Source organism: Bradyrhizobium sp. CCBAU 51753, assembly GCF_015291565.1.
Taxonomy (GTDB): Bacteria; Pseudomonadota; Alphaproteobacteria; order Rhizobiales; family Xanthobacteraceae; genus Bradyrhizobium; species Bradyrhizobium ivorense.
Genome location: NZ_CP030037.1, coordinates 8,063,344 through 8,078,784 on the forward strand (window position 1 = coordinate 8,063,344; position 15,441 = coordinate 8,078,784).

12 protein-coding genes, 1 tRNA gene and 2 pseudogenes are annotated in these 15,441 nt (G+C 64.7%); 5 read left to right on the forward strand and 10 right to left on the reverse strand.

Annotated features, from left to right (window positions below; all coding sequences use genetic code 11):
* Window positions 1-5: 5 nt before the first annotated feature.
* Window positions 6-1,889 carry a TRAP transporter large permease subunit gene (locus XH93_RS36975; RefSeq protein ID WP_194471252.1) on the forward strand — a complete coding sequence of 628 codons (1,884 nt, stop codon included), beginning with the start codon at window positions 6-8 and terminating at the stop codon, window positions 1,887-1,889.
* Window positions 1,890-2,155: 266 nt separating this feature from the next.
* On the opposite strand, the gene XH93_RS36980 is transcribed toward XH93_RS36975, so the two are convergent.
* Window positions 2,156-2,776 (reverse strand): hypothetical protein, encoded by a 621-nt coding sequence (locus XH93_RS36980; RefSeq protein WP_194471253.1) that lies wholly within the window; start codon window positions 2,774-2,776, stop codon window positions 2,156-2,158.
* On the opposite strand from XH93_RS36980, the gene XH93_RS36985 reads away from it, so the two are divergent.
* Together XH93_RS36985 and XH93_RS36990 are read left to right on the forward strand one after the other, a co-directional pair.
* Window positions 2,757-2,948, forward strand: coding sequence for a hypothetical protein (locus tag XH93_RS36985; RefSeq protein WP_194471254.1), 192 nt, complete (start codon window positions 2,757-2,759; stop codon window positions 2,946-2,948). The genes XH93_RS36980 and XH93_RS36985 overlap by 20 nt on opposite strands.
* Window positions 2,949-3,086: 138 nt before the next feature.
* Window positions 3,087-4,094: pseudogene (locus tag XH93_RS36990) on the forward strand (recombinase family protein); the annotation flags it as partial.
* On the opposite strand, the gene XH93_RS42615 reads toward XH93_RS36990, so the two are convergent.
* The 5 genes from XH93_RS42615 to mnmA all read right to left on the reverse strand — a co-directional run bounded on the left by XH93_RS42615 (window position 3,981) and on the right by mnmA (window position 7,122).
* Window positions 3,981-4,559, reverse strand: coding sequence for a hypothetical protein (locus XH93_RS42615; RefSeq protein ID WP_246799413.1), 579 nt, complete (start codon window positions 4,557-4,559; stop codon window positions 3,981-3,983). The pseudogene XH93_RS36990 and the gene XH93_RS42615 overlap by 114 nt on opposite strands.
* A 104-nt stretch (window positions 4,560-4,663) precedes the next feature.
* A tRNA-Met gene (locus XH93_RS36995) sits at window positions 4,664-4,740 on the reverse strand.
* Window positions 4,741-4,855: 115 nt separating this feature from the next.
* Complete coding sequence (locus XH93_RS37000; protein ID WP_194471255.1) at window positions 4,856-5,221, reverse strand: hypothetical protein; 366 nt, start codon at window positions 5,219-5,221, stop codon at window positions 4,856-4,858.
* 53 nt (window positions 5,222-5,274) lie between these two features.
* On the reverse strand, window positions 5,275-5,913 hold the full coding sequence (locus tag XH93_RS37005; RefSeq protein ID WP_139482256.1) for a class I SAM-dependent methyltransferase: 639 nt from the start codon (window positions 5,911-5,913) through the stop codon (window positions 5,275-5,277).
* A 24-nt stretch (window positions 5,914-5,937) separates the two neighbouring features.
* Entirely contained in the window at window positions 5,938-7,122 is a 1,185-nt protein-coding gene (gene mnmA / locus XH93_RS37010; RefSeq protein ID WP_194471256.1) for a tRNA 2-thiouridine(34) synthase MnmA, read from the reverse strand.
* A gap of 358 nt (window positions 7,123-7,480) precedes the next feature.
* Here mnmA and XH93_RS37015 point away from each other — a divergent pair, with 358 nt between their 5' ends.
* Together XH93_RS37015 and XH93_RS37020 are read left to right on the forward strand one after the other, a co-directional pair.
* On the forward strand, window positions 7,481-9,109 hold the full coding sequence (locus XH93_RS37015; protein ID WP_246799414.1) for a flagellar hook-length control protein FliK: 1,629 nt from the start codon (window positions 7,481-7,483) through the stop codon (window positions 9,107-9,109).
* Window positions 9,110-9,119: 10 nt separating this feature from the next.
* The gene (locus tag XH93_RS37020) at window positions 9,120-9,827 is read left to right on the forward strand and encodes a flagellar hook assembly protein FlgD (RefSeq protein WP_194471258.1); all 708 of its coding nucleotides are present in this window, start codon (window positions 9,120-9,122) and stop codon (window positions 9,825-9,827) included.
* A gap of 945 nt (window positions 9,828-10,772) precedes the next feature.
* Here the strand turns inward: XH93_RS37020 and XH93_RS42620 are convergent.
* The 4 genes and pseudogenes from XH93_RS42620 to XH93_RS37040 form a co-directional block, all read right to left on the reverse strand.
* Window positions 10,773-10,952 (reverse strand): annotated as a pseudogene (locus XH93_RS42620) (hypothetical protein); the annotation flags it as partial.
* Between the two features lie 393 nt (window positions 10,953-11,345).
* Window positions 11,346-13,187 carry a calcium-binding protein gene (locus tag XH93_RS37030; RefSeq protein WP_194471260.1) on the reverse strand — a complete coding sequence of 614 codons (1,842 nt, stop codon included), beginning with the start codon at window positions 13,185-13,187 and terminating at the stop codon, window positions 11,346-11,348.
* Between the two features lie 169 nt (window positions 13,188-13,356).
* Window positions 13,357-14,136 carry an alpha/beta fold hydrolase gene (locus XH93_RS37035; protein ID WP_194471261.1) on the reverse strand — a complete coding sequence of 260 codons (780 nt, stop codon included), beginning with the start codon at window positions 14,134-14,136 and terminating at the stop codon, window positions 13,357-13,359.
* 38 nt (window positions 14,137-14,174) lie between these two features.
* Window positions 14,175-15,431, reverse strand: coding sequence for a malonyl-CoA decarboxylase (locus XH93_RS37040; protein ID WP_246799415.1), 1,257 nt, complete (start codon window positions 15,429-15,431; stop codon window positions 14,175-14,177).
* Window positions 15,432-15,441 lie beyond the last annotated feature (10 nt).

Below are 15,441 nucleotides of genomic sequence, written 5' to 3' on the forward strand. Positions count from 1 at the left end.
GCACCATGGAACACGCACACATAGACGGAGCGACACTTGCCCTGCCAGAGCCGGCTTCCGGGTGGCGTAAGGCCATTGTGGGCCTGAACAAAGCTCTCAAGCCTGTCGTCGCCATTCCTGCCGCGCTGCTGGTTGTTGCGGAGGTGATCGTCCTTTTTGTAGGCATCATCTCCCGCTACATACTCCACGCGCCGATTGTCTGGTCGGACGAGCTTGCCGGCATTCTGTTCTTATGGCTCGCGATGTTGGGATCGGTCGTCGCCTTCCAGCGAGCCGAGCATATGCGGATGACGGCAATCGTTGGCATGATCCGCCCGGAAGCCAGATTGTTCCTTGACGTCTTCGCTACGGCCGCATCGTTCGCGTTCCTGCTTTTGGTCATCCACCCAGCGTACGAATTTGCGGCCGACGAATTGTTTGTCACCACTCCTGCTTTGGCGATCGTCAACACTTGGCGCGCCGCCGCGCTGCCGGTCGGCATTGGCTTGATGCTGATCGTCGCAACGCTGAGGCTGGCGGCCGTCGCGAACGTCAAGCACCTCGTCGCAGCCGTCGCTACCGTGGGAGCGCTGATCGCAGCTCTCGCGCTACTGGCGCCAGTCCTGAAGCCGCTCGGCAATCTCAATCTGCTGATCTTCTTCGTGTTCATAGTTGGCGCCATGGTTTTCGCAGCCGTGCCGATCGCCTTCGCGTTCGGCTTGGCGACCATTGGCTACATAACGCTGACGACCAGCACACCCGACGTGGTTGTCATCGGCCGCATGGACGAAGGCATGAGCCATCTCATCCTGCTTGCAGTGCCTCTGTTCGTGTTCCTCGGCTTGTTGATCGAAATGACTGGCATGGCCCGCGCCATGGTTGGGTTCCTTGCCAGTCTGCTCGGCCACGTTCGGGGTGGCCTCCACTATGTGCTGGTCGGTGCGATGTACTTGGTCTCGGGTATTTCGGGATCCAAGGCGGCCGATATGGCGGCGGTAGCGCCCGTGCTTTTCCCCGAAATGACCAAGCGCGGCGCAAAACGCGGTGACCTCGTCGCACTCCTGGCAGCCACCGGCGCTCAGACGGAGACAATCCCGCCGTCCTTGGTGCTGATCACGATCGGATCGGTGACCGGAGTGTCGATCGCGGCTCTGTTCACCGGCGGGTTATTGCCAGCCATCGTGCTCGCAATCGGGCTGTGCGCAGTCGTGTGGTGGCGATACCGTAGGGAGGACTTATCACACGTTCAGCGGGCGACGGGCCGAGAAATTGGTCGTGCGTTCTTGATCGCGATTCCCGCCATCGCCCTTCCTTTTGTGATCCGCGCCGCGGTTGTCGAAGGGGTCGCGACTGCCACCGAGGTTTCGACGATAGGTATCGTCTACTCCATATTGGCGGGGCTTCTCATCTATCGGCAGTTTGATTGGCGTCGCCTCTATCCGATGTTAGTTGAGACCGCGGCCCTCTCCGGTGCGATCCTCTTCATTATCGGTGCGGCGACGGGAATGGCCTGGGCACTGACCCAGTCGGGCTTCTCGGCATCGCTTGCGAAGTTCATGACTTCCTTGCCGGGTGGCATACCTGTCTTTCTCGTTGTCACCATCGTCGCTTTCGTGATCTTGGGAAGCGTACTCGAAGGCATTCCCGCCATCGTGCTCTTCGGTCCCCTGCTCTTCCCTATCGCGCGCCAGGTCGGCGTTCATGAGGTCCACTACGCCATGGTCGTTGTTCTGGCGATGGGTATCGGCCTTTTCGCGCCACCCTTCGGGGTCGGCTACTACGCGGCCTGCGCCATCAGTCGCATACATCCCGACGAAGGCATGGGACCGATCGTCGTGTACATAGTGGCCTTGCTCCTCGGCACGCTTGTAGTGGCAGCAGTGCCATGGATTTCCATCGGGTTCTTGTAAATCTGCGAAGGCTAAGAGGCGCGGAGATCGTCCGCACCTCTCCGCACTCCCGTCGCATAGAAAGGAATGGAGAGCTTAGGCGAGCTAGACAGCCTGTTCGAGCAGTTCTTTGCTCTAGTCGAGGCAACGGGTGCGCCTTCCTCCGGGCATGGAACGGCGCAGCGCGTTCAAGCAGGTACGTGACTATGGAACACGCATCGATCCGATCGCTGTACGACTCTTGGAACAAAGATCTGACATGAATTCGGGGCGCATTCACCCGCGCATCAACGATCGTGCAGGGTTACCGGAGAATGACTCCCGCCGGCAGGCACCACGCCGATTCGCTCAGTGCTAGGAAGATCGAACTCGCCAGTGGAAGCGTCATCGCCCAAACGAATACTCTGCGCTTCAAGTCGCTCATAATAGGATACTCCCAGGTCGGTTAGTCGATAGACGTGCTTCTTCTCGGCCTCTTCAAATAAGCCGAAATGCGCGAAGACCTTCATATAGTCGGTAATCGCTTTATTGATGCGCTTGACTGCCAACTCGCGGGCACAGGCCGTGACCTCTCGAAGTGTTGCACCCCAGTTGAAGGTGCGCTCGTGCGTCTCAAAGTGTTTGCCGAAGCGAGGAAAGTCAACCGCCCCGTTTGCGATAGCGGAGGCTCTGATTACCGCGAGCTGAAGACGCGACCGGCAACCTGCTGTCCTTTTCGTTCGCTGTCGCATCCCACCGCACGACGAGCTCATAACGTTTATTCCATTTTGGCCTCGCCTGAGCATGATGTTCGGGATGATCAACGCTTCCGGCATTTGCCCGAAGGTAACATCATAAGAGCGTGCGGCGCAACGGATGCTGGATCGCCGCAAATATGGAGACGATGAGGTGACGGTGTTCGTCGTCATGGCCGCCATCCTTGATCGCGAGCTGCAGGAACGTGCTGTCTTCTCGATCGGCCGCGTCGACTGCGAAACCATCATCCGCTCCGGCGTCGGCGACACGGCGGCGCTCGCCAACGAAAGCCTCACGGCACCGCTCAATGCCGAAATGATGGAACAGGAGCCCGGCTTCCGGTGACCAACTCGCCGCGCAAGTTATCCGCGGAAAGCCCTGGCGCGGCCGCCTTGGCCGTTGCGCGCGCTCTTGCATTACTGCACGCAAGGCAGGATCATGCGGCCGAGCTCGTCCGCCGGGCCGAGCTGGAGGCAACGCTAAATGATCCGCGCAGCCATTTACGCCCGCTTCTCGTCCGATCGTCAGAACGATAGATCCGTCGACGATCAGATCGCGTCCTGCCGCGAGCTCTGTGCCCGCGAAGGGTTTACGGTCGTGCTGACCTTCTGCGATCGCGAGATCTCCGGTGCTTCGACAGTCAATCGTCCCGGCTTCCAGGACTTGATGCGAGCAGCCGAAGCGCTCCACTTCGATGTCATTGTCGCCGAGGACGTCGATCGTATTTCACGCGACCAGGGCGATTGGCATACCGCACGCAAGCGGCTCGACTTCCTCGGTATCGCGATCCACACGGCGAGCGGCAAGGTGGGCAAGCTCGATGGCGCGCTACGCGCGCTCATGGGCGAGATGTTTCTCGAGAACCTGGTCGTCCACACCCGCCGCGGCCTCGAGAGCGTGATCCGCGACGGCCGCCACGCCGGGGGCCGCGCCTACGGCTATCGGGCGATCGCAGGCAAACCAGGCGAACTCGAGATCGATCAGGCCGAAGCCGAGATCGTGCGAAGGATCTTTTGCGAGTTTGTCGAGGGCAAGACGCCGCGCGAGATCGCCGCGGGCCTTAATGCCGACGGTATCAAGCCGCCCCGCGGTAACAATTGGAACGCGTCGACGATCAACGGTAATGCCGCGCGCGGGCATGGTATGCTGATCAACGAGCTCTATGCGGGCCGCATCGTCTGGAACAAGGTCCGCATGGTCAAGGATCCTGCGACCGGGAAACGCGTGCCACGCCCGAACCGCAAAGACCAATATCGCAGCGTCGACGCGCCGCACTTGGCGATCGTTGAGAACGCGACGTTCAAGGCCGCACAGGTGATCAAGGCTGGCCGCAGTCACCAGGGCGCCTCGCAATCGCGGAAGGCTGTCCGGCCCTTGTCAGGCCTGCTGCGCTGTGGATCCTGCGGCGCAGGTATGTCGGCGATCGGCGCGCAGAGGAAGGGGAAGCCTCACCGCATGCAGTGCTCGGCATTTCGCGAGAGCGGCGTCTGCAGCAACGGCCGCAAGGTTTCGCGCCCGGCTATCGAGACCCTGGTGTTTGAAGGCTTGCGCGAGGAGCTCGCCAATCCCGAGGCAATCACCGAATATATCCGCACCTACAACGCCGAGCGGCGGCGCTTGGCCAAGGAGAGTGGCGACCGCGAGAAGCATCTGCAGCGCCGCAACGGCGAGCTCGACCGCGAGATCGATCGCCTGATCACGAACATTGCGAAGGGCGCGGATTTCGACACCTACAACCCGAAAGTCAATGAGCTCGCCGCCGAACGGAAGCGCGTCAAGGCCGAGCTCGCACAGATCGCAGCCGCTTCCGAGATCGTCACCGTGCACCCGGCGGCGATTGAGCGCTATCTCGCCGACATCAGGCGCCTGGCCGACGTCGCCGCAGAGGCCGCGGAACTCGACGAGCCCGAGCTCGTCGCCACACTGCGCCAGCTGGTCCAAGCTGTCGTCGTTCATGCGCCGCCGGTGACCGACGAACTCGCAATCGAGATCAAGGCATCCTTGTCGGAATTGACGCTGCCGGGACCGTTGCTGAAACGTTCGAGTGGGGGGGTGACAGATGGTAGCGGGGGAGGGACTCGAACCCCCGACCCCAGGATTATGATTCCCGTGCTCTAACCAGCTGAGCTACCCCGCCACGGCATCGCGGCCGGCGGCAGATGGCCGCGGGCGCGAACGCGCGGGATATAATGAGGTGCGGATGCGCCTGTCAAGCAAACCCGGCCCTGCCGGCAACTTATTGGCGGCAGGGGCTATTTTGGCCGGAGCGATTGATCGCCGCCGGGGCTGCCGGGCGGCGGGATCACCGGCGTGGTGCCACCCTCCGGGGTCGGCGCGCGCATCTCGGGATCGACGCCGGCGGGCGGGCACAGTACGCCGTCGGATTTGGCAAGTTTGTCGCCGAGCGACTGGCCGCTCTGGCCGGTGGTGGTTCCATCCGGCGCCTTGGTGCCGGGCTGCGGGGGCTGCTGCATCGGCGCGCAGTTCGCGGCGCGCGTCGGCGATGGCGGCGCGGTCTGTGCCGGCGGCGTCGCGGGCGTCGGCGGCGCCTGGGCTACGGCCAAAACCGGCAGCGTCATCAGGGCGCAGGACAGCGCGAGTGTGCGAGTGATCTGCATAGGAAACCAACGACGCCGATGCGCTGATGTTCCCACCCATCATCGCGAGAGTTTCACGTCTTGCGGAAGCGGATCAGCGAGAAGTGCCCCATCGGCGGCATCGGCCGCCGTTCCGCGAGACTGACGCCGCCATGCCGCGCCGCCCAATCGGTCAGCCGCGCCCAGGGAAATTCCGGGCGCCAGCCGAGCCGCCGCGCCAGCGGCGCGAAGGCGAGCTCGAAGGCGCGGCGCGGTCCGCTCTCGGCACCGATGTGGTTGACGAGGATCAATTCGCCGCCGGGCTTCAGCACCCGGACAAAATCGTCCAGCGTCGCCTCGGGATCCGGAACCGCGGTGATGACATATTGCGCGACCACCGCATCGAAGAACGCGTCGGGGAAGGCGAGGTTCTTGGCGTCCATCACCGCCAGCGTCTCGACATTGGAGAGCCCCAGCGCGCGGACGCGCTGCTGCGCGCGCCGCAGCATCGGCTCGGAAATATCGACGCCGCAAAGCTTCGTGGTGCGCGCATATTCCGACAGCGACAGCCCGGTGCCGACGCCGACATCAAGCACGCGGCCGCCGATCCGGTCGGCCTCCGCGATCGTGGACTGCCGGCCCTGATCGAACACCTTGCCGAATACCAGATCGTAAACCGGCGCCCAGCGGCCATACGCCTTTTCGACCCCTTCGCGGTCGATGTCCCCAGCCATCCCCTGCCCCGACGCCTCTTTTTTCTAGCCGCGAACCGCTTCCAGCGCATCGCGTGGCACAGCCCGCGCGACGCGGCTTGCGCTCGCGCTCCTGATAAAACCGCCGCCGAGCACGCGCGCCTGTCCTGACGGCGCGTCGTAGAACACGCAGGCCTGGCCGGGCGACACGCCCTCTTCGCCGGCGACGAGCTCGACCTCGTAGCTGCCGTCGGCGGCGCGCAGCCACGCCGGCTGCGGCGCGCGGGTCGAGCGCACCCGAACATAGATCTCGATGCCGTCGCCGATCACGCGATCGAGCGCGCCGTCGCCGATCCAGTTGACGTCGCGCAGCACGATGCGATCCATCCGCAGCGCCTCGCGCGGCCCGACCACGACGCGGCGCGTCGCCGCATCGAGCTTGACCACATAGAGCGGGCTGCCCGCGGCGATGCCGAGGCCCTTGCGCTGGCCGACGGTAAAATGAACGATGCCTTGGTGCTGGCCGATCACGTGGCCGTCGAGATCGACGATCTCGCCCGGCGCGATCGCGCTGGGCTTCAGCCGGCCGATGATGTCGGTGTAGCGGCCGGTCGGCACGAAGCAGATGTCCTGGCTGTCCTGCTTGTCGGCAACCTCGAGGCCGAAGCGCCGCGCCAGCTCGCGGGTCTGCGGCTTGGTCATGTCGCCGAGCGGGAAGCGCAGGAAATCGAGCTGCTCGCGCGTGGTCGCGAACAGGAAATAGCTCTGGTCGCGGTCGGCATCCGCCGCGCAGACCAGCGAGCGCGATCCGTCGCCGAGCCGCCGCGAGGCGACATAGTGGCCGGTGGCAAGCGCCTGCGCGCCGAGCTCGCGAGCGGTCGCCAGCAGATCGCGAAACTTGACCGAACGGTTGCACTCGATGCACGGCACCGGCGTTTCGCCGAGCGCGTAGCTATCGGCGAAATTGTCGATCACCGATTCCTTGAAGCGGCTCTCATAGTCGAGCACGTAATGCGGAACGCCGATCCGCTCGGCGACGTTGCGCGCGTCGTGGATGTCGCGGCCGGCGCAGCAGGCGCCCTTGCGATGGGTCGCGGCGCCATGGTCGTAGAGCTGCAGCGTGATCCCGACCACGTCGTAGCCCTGCGACTTCAACAGCGCAGCCGTCACCGACGAGTCGACGCCGCCGGACATGGCGACGACGATTCGTGTATCCTCAGGGCGGCCTTCGAGATCCAGACTGTTGAGCATCCTAAGCGGTCATCGATCAGTGTCGCGGCGAGCTTGCGGCCTCCCGCGACGGAATTTGAAAAAGCCTTTGTCCAGAGAGCCCTGGAACACGTCCAAGGCCGGATCGGCCGGTTCGGGACGCGCTGCGGGCTCTCTTTAATATAGGGCCGATTCGAGCGAGGCAATCAGGCGGAAGCGACGAGGTGCCGCGCGCGGACGGCAAATCTTGCCGCCGGGCAAAAACGAGACCGCCGGGAACCCGCTCGGGAACCGCATTCCGTCGCGGCAAGTGACTGAAATTACTAGACATTATTTGGCCTTGGGGATTGGCCCGGTCCTTGCTGACTTTGAGGCCGGAAGTCTCATTGCGAGGTTGGTTGTGGTCACGTCGGAAGCATTGGCAAGCCTGTCCCTTCAGAGCGCCCCACAGCGCTCGTCCCGGCCGGACCCGAGCGAGCGGCCCGGGAACGACAGCTTTGCCGCGTTGGTCGACAGCAATGCCGCGCCCCGGAGCGACAATCGCCCATACGACACGCCGCCGCCGCGCCGCTCCGACGATTCCGCGCCGCCAACCACCGACACCCGCGCGCGCGACACCGCGCCCGCCCCCGATCGAACCTCGCGCGATCCCGCCAGCGCGCCTGACGACAGCAAGGTCGCCGCCGACGGCGATGCGCCGCGCAAGACCAAACCGAAATCCGACGAGTCGAAGTCGCACGATTCGAAGCCGGCCGGCGATAGCAAAGCCACCGACGATCAAACGGCCGCTGCGCCAGCCGCCGTGCAGCCGGACACGTCCAGCACGACGACCACGGCGACTGCCCCCGCCGTGCCGCTTCCTGTTGCCGCCACACCGACCGACCCGGCGGTGGCCACTGCACCATCCGACAAGGCCACCGCGCCGCTGGCGATCGCCGCCGCAGCGATTGCTGCCAGCGCGGCCATCGCCGGCACCGGCGCCCCGTCCGGCGCCGACACCGCAACGGCAGCGACCACCACTGCGAATGCCGCTAACGTTGCCAAGGCGGCGGGCGTCAAGACTGCGGCGCAGCTCGTGGCCAGTGCCGACGCTGCGACGGCCGAGCCCGCTGCTCAGGGAACAGTTCAGACGACCACTCAAGGCACCGCGACAGCGACTGCGACCGGCGATGCAACGCTCGCCGCGACGGTCGCAACTGGAATTCATCCCGGCAAGGTGACGGCGCAGGCCATCCCGCAAGCAGCAGCGAAGGACAGCACCGTCGCAACGCCTGCCGATTCGGACGGCGCGACGCCATCCGGCAACGCCGCCGCGACGGCGCCAACAACGATCGTTCCCGCCGTTGCCCAACCCGCGAATGTGGCCGGCAAGCCGAAGACGGCAGACGGCGCCGCCGATGCCATCAAGCCCGACGCCGGCGGCAACGCGGCGGCTCCCGCGCCCGCGACGCCCGCAGGCGGCCACGCGGCTGCGCAGGCTCAGCTCACCACGCCCGATCCCAGCGCGCAGGCAGCCAACACCATCCAGCCGCAACTGCCGACCACGCAGGCAACGCCTGCCGCGACCGCGCAACTGACCGTGACGAATGCGGCGCAGGCCGCGACCGGGCCGCTCAGCGGGCTTGCGGTGCAGATCGCAGCCTCCGCCAAGAGCGGCAAGAGCCGCTTCGAGATCCGGCTCGATCCCGCCGAGCTCGGCCGCATCGATGTTCGCATCGACGTCGACCGCAACGGCCAGGTGACCTCGCATCTCACCGTCGAGCGTCCGGAAACGTTGCAGATGCTCCGCCAGGACGCCAACCAGCTGCAGCGCGCGCTCGACAATGCCGGCCTCTCGACCGGCAACAGCGGATTGCAGTTCAGCCTGCGCGACCAGTCGCAGTCGGGCCAGAACAACAACGGCCAGCAACCCAATCCAAATGCCCACCGCCTGATCGTCAGCGAGGAAGAAAACGTCCCCGCTGCCGTGGCGGGCCGCTCCTACGGACGCGCAACCGGCGCCATCGGCGGCGTCGACATCAGAGTGTGAGGAGTTTGCCATGTCAGTCGATGCAACCATGCCGACGCCGGTCGTCTCCGCACCGGCCCCCAGTAACGGATCGAGCTCCAGCAGCAGCAACAGCTCGTCGACCTCGACGCAGGGCATTGCCGACAATTTCCAGACCTTCCTGACGCTGCTGACGACGCAGCTGCAGAACCAGAACCCGCTGGATCCGCTCGACACCAACCAGTTCACCCAGCAGCTCGTGCAGTTCGCCGGCGTCGAGCAGCAGCTGAAGTCGAACGATCAGCTGAAGTCGCTGATCGAGATCGAGAAGAGCGCGCAGTCGACCCAGGCGCTGGTCTATGTCGGCAACACGGTGGCGGTCGACGGCAGCAAGGCGCAGTTCGACAAGTCGGCGACCTGGAATTTGAACGCGCCGGCGAACACCAGCGCGACCATCAGCATCACCAACGCGTCCGGCCAGCTCGCCTATTCCGGCAATTTCACCATGAGCCAGGGCAATTCCAGCTTCGTCTGGGACGGCAAGGGCAATGACGGCGCGCAGTGGCCGCCCGGCACCTACACCCTGACCGCGACGGGTAAGGACTCCAAGGGCAACGACATCGCGATCTCGACCGAGGTGCAGGGCGTGGTCGATTCCGTCGACCTCACCGCCTCGCCGCCGCTGCTCTCGATCGGCGGCCAGACCTACACCACCGACAAGATCAAGCGCGTGGTGCGCCCGTCGACCAGCAGCAGCTGATCGTTGTGGACGTCGCGCGATTGTAGGACGAGCAAAGGCGGCGTCACGCATGCCGCGGACAATCTTGCTCAACACGCGCCAACCTTGGTCCCGTCATCCTGAGGTGCGAGCTCTTGCGAGCCTCGAAGGATCGACGGCCACCAGCCGGGCCGATTCATCCTTCGAGGCTCGCCTTGCGGTGCAAATGCACCGCAAGGCGAGCACCTCAGGATGACGGTGTTGGTGCCGATCGGCTTCACGCTTCAAACAACTTGTTCGGTGTCATCACCCGCGAAGGCGGGTGATCCAGTATTCCAGAGACAGTCATTGTTTAGCCGAGAGGCCGCGGCGTACTGGATCGCCCGGTCCATGTGCGCATTTGCGCACAGGCCGGGCGATGACAGGTGTGCGTGGGGACGCAGTTGCGCCATCTCGCGACATGATTTGTCCGAGCTTTGCATTTCGTTTCGCCGCTCTGAGAACAGAGGGCGCAGGGAAAGCCGGGTGCCGATTGCACCCATGGGCCCGGTGCAACAAAAAAGCACCGGGGTAGGACCACAGGTGTAACCGGAAACAACCCGGCTTTCCCTGCGCGATGGGTTACGGCTTATACGTGCTCTCCCCGGCGAGACTGGGCTTTTTTGTCACCGTCCTCGCAAGACGCATTCCCATCCTGCGAGAAGACACCTGCCACTAGGGCGTCAGGCCTGCACGACTTCACCGTCCGCCTCGCATGCTGTCGTCACTGGCATGCGCGGCGTCCACCGCATCTCACCGCAAACACCGCGACGATGGCCAGCGCCCCTCGATCGGGTGAGACGGGTAAACCCTACACTGAGTTGCCCTTCCGAAAAAGCGAAATATTTTTGCACGGAGGGATTGACGGGGCGGGCAACTCACTTTTAGAGCGAAGCCTCTCCCCTCGTCATTCCGGGCGTGCAACGATATCCGTCCTACGCTCCGGCCTCACCGCTTTGCCGGCGGGCCACTCTTGTTGCCGGGCAATCCCTTGATGTTCGACGGGTCCTGCTGACGCACATGCGTGTTCTGCGAATTGGATCCCACCGTGCCCTTCGCCGGTCCACTCTTGCTCCCAGGCGCGCCGCTAATTCCGGTTCCGGAATTTTGTGCGCTCGGGGACGTCGTGGCGTCCGCGGAGCCCGCAGCATTATCGGGGCGGCCAGGCGGCTTGGCACTGGCCCCCGGCCTTTCCTGGTCACCGACATAACCCGACTCGCCGGAGTTCCGGGTCTTGACGCCCTTGTCGGCGTCATTCTGCAGATTTTGGCCGTGCGCCGGTTGCAGCATGGCCACCGGGCCGATCGCGGCGGCGCCGGCGATCAGCAGGGCGATGGTACTGGTCCGCATAAGCTTCCTCCTCAGGCTGCTTCAGCGGACTCAACACCCCGGCCGGAAATCGTTTCCTCTCCAATCGAGAAATCCGCGGGTCACGGCGCGCCCACGGCGTGCGCCGGCGATGCCGCGTTCCTGTTCCCTTCATCCATCCCGCCGGATCAGCCGGAACGAAACGCCCACGCTTCAGGCGATCAGAAAATCGTGCGCCGAAACCGCCGGATGCGTGGTGGTGCCGAGCATCGCAAACTGAACCGCGGCGCCGGCGCCGCTGCCATCCGCATCGTAGGACAGGGCGCCGCTATTGGGGTCGTAGATGAAGCGCGTGGCCGCGGTCTCCGCGGCGGTGGACAAAGCGAAGGCCGCATCCTCCAGCACCCCGGGCGCGACCCCGGCAAAAATCGCATGATCCAGCACGATCCTGTCCGTGCCTGACGCGAAGTCGGTGATCGTGTCGACGTTGTTGCCGCCGGCGATCGACGTCGTGAACACGAACAGGTCGGCGCCGGCACCGCCGGTCAAGATGTCGTTGCCGGCCAGACCGTTGAGGAAGTCGTCACCGCCGTTGCCGACCATGACGTTGTTGCCGTCATTGCCGATGCCGGTGTGGCCGACCGAACCCACGAAGGTGAGATTTTCGACATTGGGCGCCAGCACGTAGGCCGACAGCGACGTCATCACTTGATCGGTGCCCTCGCCTGCGACCTCGTAGATGCTGTCGAGATTGGATTGAACGACGTAGGTGTCGTCACCCGCGCCGCCCTGAAAGGTGTTGGCAATGCTGGCATCGATGAAGGTGTCGTTGCCATCGCCGCCGATCAGATAGTCGGTGCCGGCGCCGCCGGTCAGGACATTGTCGAGGCTGTTGCCGATGCCGACAAAGTCGTTGCTTCCGGCATGGGTCAGGTTCTCGACGTTTGGGTCGAGATGCCAGATCGCGAGGGCGGTGGTCACCGTGTCGACGCCCTCGCCCGCGTTCTCGATCACCACGTCGCCGGCATCGTCGACGATGTAGCTGTCGTTGCCGGCGCCGCCGATCAGCGTGTCGGCGCCAAGACCGCCATCGAGCGTGTCGTTGCCGCTGCTACCGGTGAGAACGTTGGCAAGCTCGTTGCCGATCCCGGTGTGATTGCCCGCGCCGATGAAGATCAGGTTCTCGACATTGGCCGAGAGGTGATAGGACGCCAGGAACGTCTGCACCTCATCGGTGCCCTCGTTGGCGAACTCGAACACGGTATCGGCGCTGGACTGGACGGCATAGATGTCGTCGCCGGTGCCGCCCTGCAGGGTGTTGAAGCCGCTGCCATCGATCAGCGTATCGTTGCCGCCGAGGCCGATCAGATAGTCGTCACTGAGGCCGCCGGCGAGGACGTTGCCGTCATCATTGCCGATGCCGGTGAACGCCGTGCTGCCGGTGTGCGTCAGATTCTCGACATTGGCGCCGAGATGATAGGTCCCGAGCGCGGTGGTGATCGTGTCGATGCCGGCATTGGCCTGCTCCAGCACCACGTCGCCGGCATGGTTGACGGTGTAGGTGTCGTTGCCGGCGCCGCCGTCGAACAGATCGGCGCCGGGCGTCCCGGTGTAGGTGCCGTCGACCGCAGGCGTAACATTGACGAACACGACCATGTTGCCGGTATCGACACCGTCGGTGAACGTGAAGTTCAGGGTCACCACTTCAACGGATGCATCACCAGTGACCGGCGCGAGATAGATCAGGTGCTGCATGTCGTCCGCAGACAGATCCTGCGTGCCCACACCGACCGCAGCGCTGTTGAGCATGACCGTGCCGGCCTGGTGGCCGGCCGACGGCTGAACCGCGATGAGCTGAAACGTCAGGGGACGGCCGTTCGGATCGACCGGAAGCGTCAGATTCAGGGGAGCGACGTTGGGATCGGCAAGCGGGGCTTCCATCGCCCCGGATTCGACCACGACGTTGTTGGGTTCGATTATGACGGGAGGAAGAGCGGTGCCGCTGTCGAAAAAGGTAAAGCTGAGCACATCGCTGCTATCCGGATCGACGCGCATTCCCACACGAACCTGAAATAATTTACTCGAACTTAACTAAAGCCAGTATGCGAATTCCTTTATTGGGACAAGCCGAGCGCGGCGGCATCTCGGCGTTAAGGTTTATGCCGGTGGCCGGGTAGTTGCCGGGTCCGGGGCGGCCGTCGCAGACCGCCCCGATTTCCACGCACTATTTCGCCGCGCCCGCGGCATCGAGGATCAGCTTTGCGATCGCGCCGGGCTGCGAGATCAGCCCGAGATGGCTCGCCTTCACCTCGATCGTGGTCGCGCCCATCCGCTTGGCCATGAAGCGCTCGAGATCCGGATTGATGGTGCGGTCCTCGGTCGAGACCGCGTAGAAGCTCGGCTTGCTGCGCCAGGCGGCGTGGGTGGTCTTGCCGGTCAACAGCGCCTTGTGGAACGGCTGCTGCACGGCATAGAGCACCTTTGCCTTTGCCTCCGGGATATCGCCGGCGAAGTCGCGCAGAAAAGCCTCTTCGGTCAGCCGGCCCTCGTCGCCATCGAATATGATGCCGGCGCTCGCCGGCGGCGTCGGGTAAGTCTTCGCCAGCGCGGTGTAGTCCTCGCCGGCATCGGGCGCGCGCGCGGCGACATAGACCAGCGCCGAGACATTCGGATGCACGCCGGCCTCGGTGACGATCATGCCGGAGAAGGAGTGGCCGACCAGCACCGTCGGGCCGTCCTGGCGATCGAGCACGCGCTGCGCCGAGGCGACCGCGTCAGGCAGCGTGGTCAGCGGATTCTGCACCGACGTCACGTTGAGGCCGGCGGCCTGCAGCAGCGGAATGACCTCGGTCCAGCACGAGCCGTCAGCAAACAGGCCGTGCACCAGCACGACGTTGCGTGCCTTCACCGGCGGCGTGGTGGCGGCCATGCTGCGTGTGGAGATCAGCGAGGCCGCCGCGCCGGCAAGTAGGGCGGAGGCAAAGGTGCGTCTGTTCATCATCATGACATTTACTCCATCGTTTCTTTGGCGGGGGTGAGTGACTACAGAAGGGCGTCCACCTGCGGTGAACGTACGATCTCTCCTTCGCGCGCGAAGGCCTCGTGGTTACGCTCGATGCTGTCGTGATCATAAAGATAGTTGACCATGATGCCGAAGGATTCCTGCATCGCACGATCGGCGGTGTTGCCGAGCCAGTTGATGCGCTCCAGCCGCGCGCCGTTGCCGAGATGGAAGCGCGCGACGGGATCGATGCGATTGCCTGATGCCGGCGAGCGCGTCAGATACTGCGCGCAGCGCTTCATCAGGAACGGGCGCAGCCGCTCGCTGGTCGACGCATCGCGCCACCAGCTATCGCGATCAAGCTCGCGCAGCATCGCGGCGTCCTCCGCCGCCGCAGGCTGCTGGCCGAGCCAGCGCCGAAAGCCCGGGATCGGCGACAGCGTCGAGAAGCGCTTCAATTGCGGAAACTCGGCCTGCAATTCCTCGACCACCTGCTTGATCAGGAAATTGCCGAACGACACGCCGCGCAGCCCGTCCTGGCAGTTCGAGATCGAGTAGAAGATCGCAGTGTCGGCGTGCGCCGCCCTGCTCTGCGCGGCGTCGGCATCGGTGTCCTGCACCAGCAGCGGCGGAACGGCGGTGGCGAGGCCCTCGACCAGCGCGACCTCGACGAAGATCAGGGGCTCGCCGGGCAACGCGGGATGGAAGAAGGCAAAGCAGCGCCGGTCGGGCGCGAGGCGGCGCCGCAGATCGTCCCAGCCCTTGATCGCATGCACCGCTTCATAGGCGATCAGCTTCTCGAGCACCGCGGCCGGCGAGTCCCAGTCGATGCGGCGCAGCTCGAGAAAGCCGCGATTGAACCAGGACGCGAACAGATGCTTGAGATCGGCATCGAGCAGTTTCAGCTCGGGCTCGGTCGCAAAACGCTTCGCGATCTCGCTGCGCATCGCAATCAAGGAGGCGGTGCCGCCGGGGGCCATGTTCATCCGGCGCAGCACCTCCTGCCGCGGCGGATCGGCGGCCTGCGCCAGCGCCGCGGCGGTTGCCGCCGTGCTGTCGGCGAGGTAGCGCTGCGCCGCATCGCGCAGCGCCGCAGCATCAGGTTGAAAGTGCGCCGCCAGATAGCGTTGAAAGCCGTGGCGGCCGTCGGCGTCGAGCCGGCGCATGGTCTGCTGCAATTCGCGCGCGATCAGCGCACCGGAGGCTTCGCCGCGCTCCGACAGCAGCGCCGCGGCAAGCTGCCTGGCGCTATCAAGCGAGGCTGGTGTTGCGTTCGAAGTCTGCGTTGCATGGGGCATGACAACCTCC

Coding starts and splice junctions, on each gene's coding strand:
- XH93_RS36975 (WP_194471252.1), top strand. CDS start 6: ATGGAACACGCACACATAGACGGAGCGACACTTGCCCTGCCAGAGCCG.
- XH93_RS36980 (WP_194471253.1), bottom strand. CDS start 2,776: ATGACGACGAACACCGTCACCTCATCGTCTCCATATTTGCGGCGATCC.
- XH93_RS42615 (WP_246799413.1), bottom strand. CDS start 4,559: ATGAACGACGACAGCTTGGACCAGCTGGCGCAGTGTGGCGACGAGCTC.
- XH93_RS37000 (WP_194471255.1), bottom strand. CDS start 5,221: ATGCAGATCACTCGCACACTCGCGCTGTCCTGCGCCCTGATGACGCTG.
- XH93_RS37005 (WP_139482256.1), bottom strand. CDS start 5,913: ATGGCTGGGGACATCGACCGCGAAGGGGTCGAAAAGGCGTATGGCCGC.
- mnmA (WP_194471256.1), bottom strand. CDS start 7,122: ATGCTCAACAGTCTGGATCTCGAAGGCCGCCCTGAGGATACACGAATC.
- XH93_RS37020 (WP_194471258.1), top strand. CDS start 9,120: ATGTCAGTCGATGCAACCATGCCGACGCCGGTCGTCTCCGCACCGGCC.
- XH93_RS37030 (WP_194471260.1), bottom strand. CDS start 13,187: ATGCGCGTCGATCCGGATAGCAGCGATGTGCTCAGCTTTACCTTTTTC.
- XH93_RS37035 (WP_194471261.1), bottom strand. CDS start 14,136: ATGATGATGAACAGACGCACCTTTGCCTCCGCCCTACTTGCCGGCGCG.
- XH93_RS37040 (WP_246799415.1), bottom strand. CDS start 15,431: ATGCCCCATGCAACGCAGACTTCGAACGCAACACCAGCCTCGCTTGAT.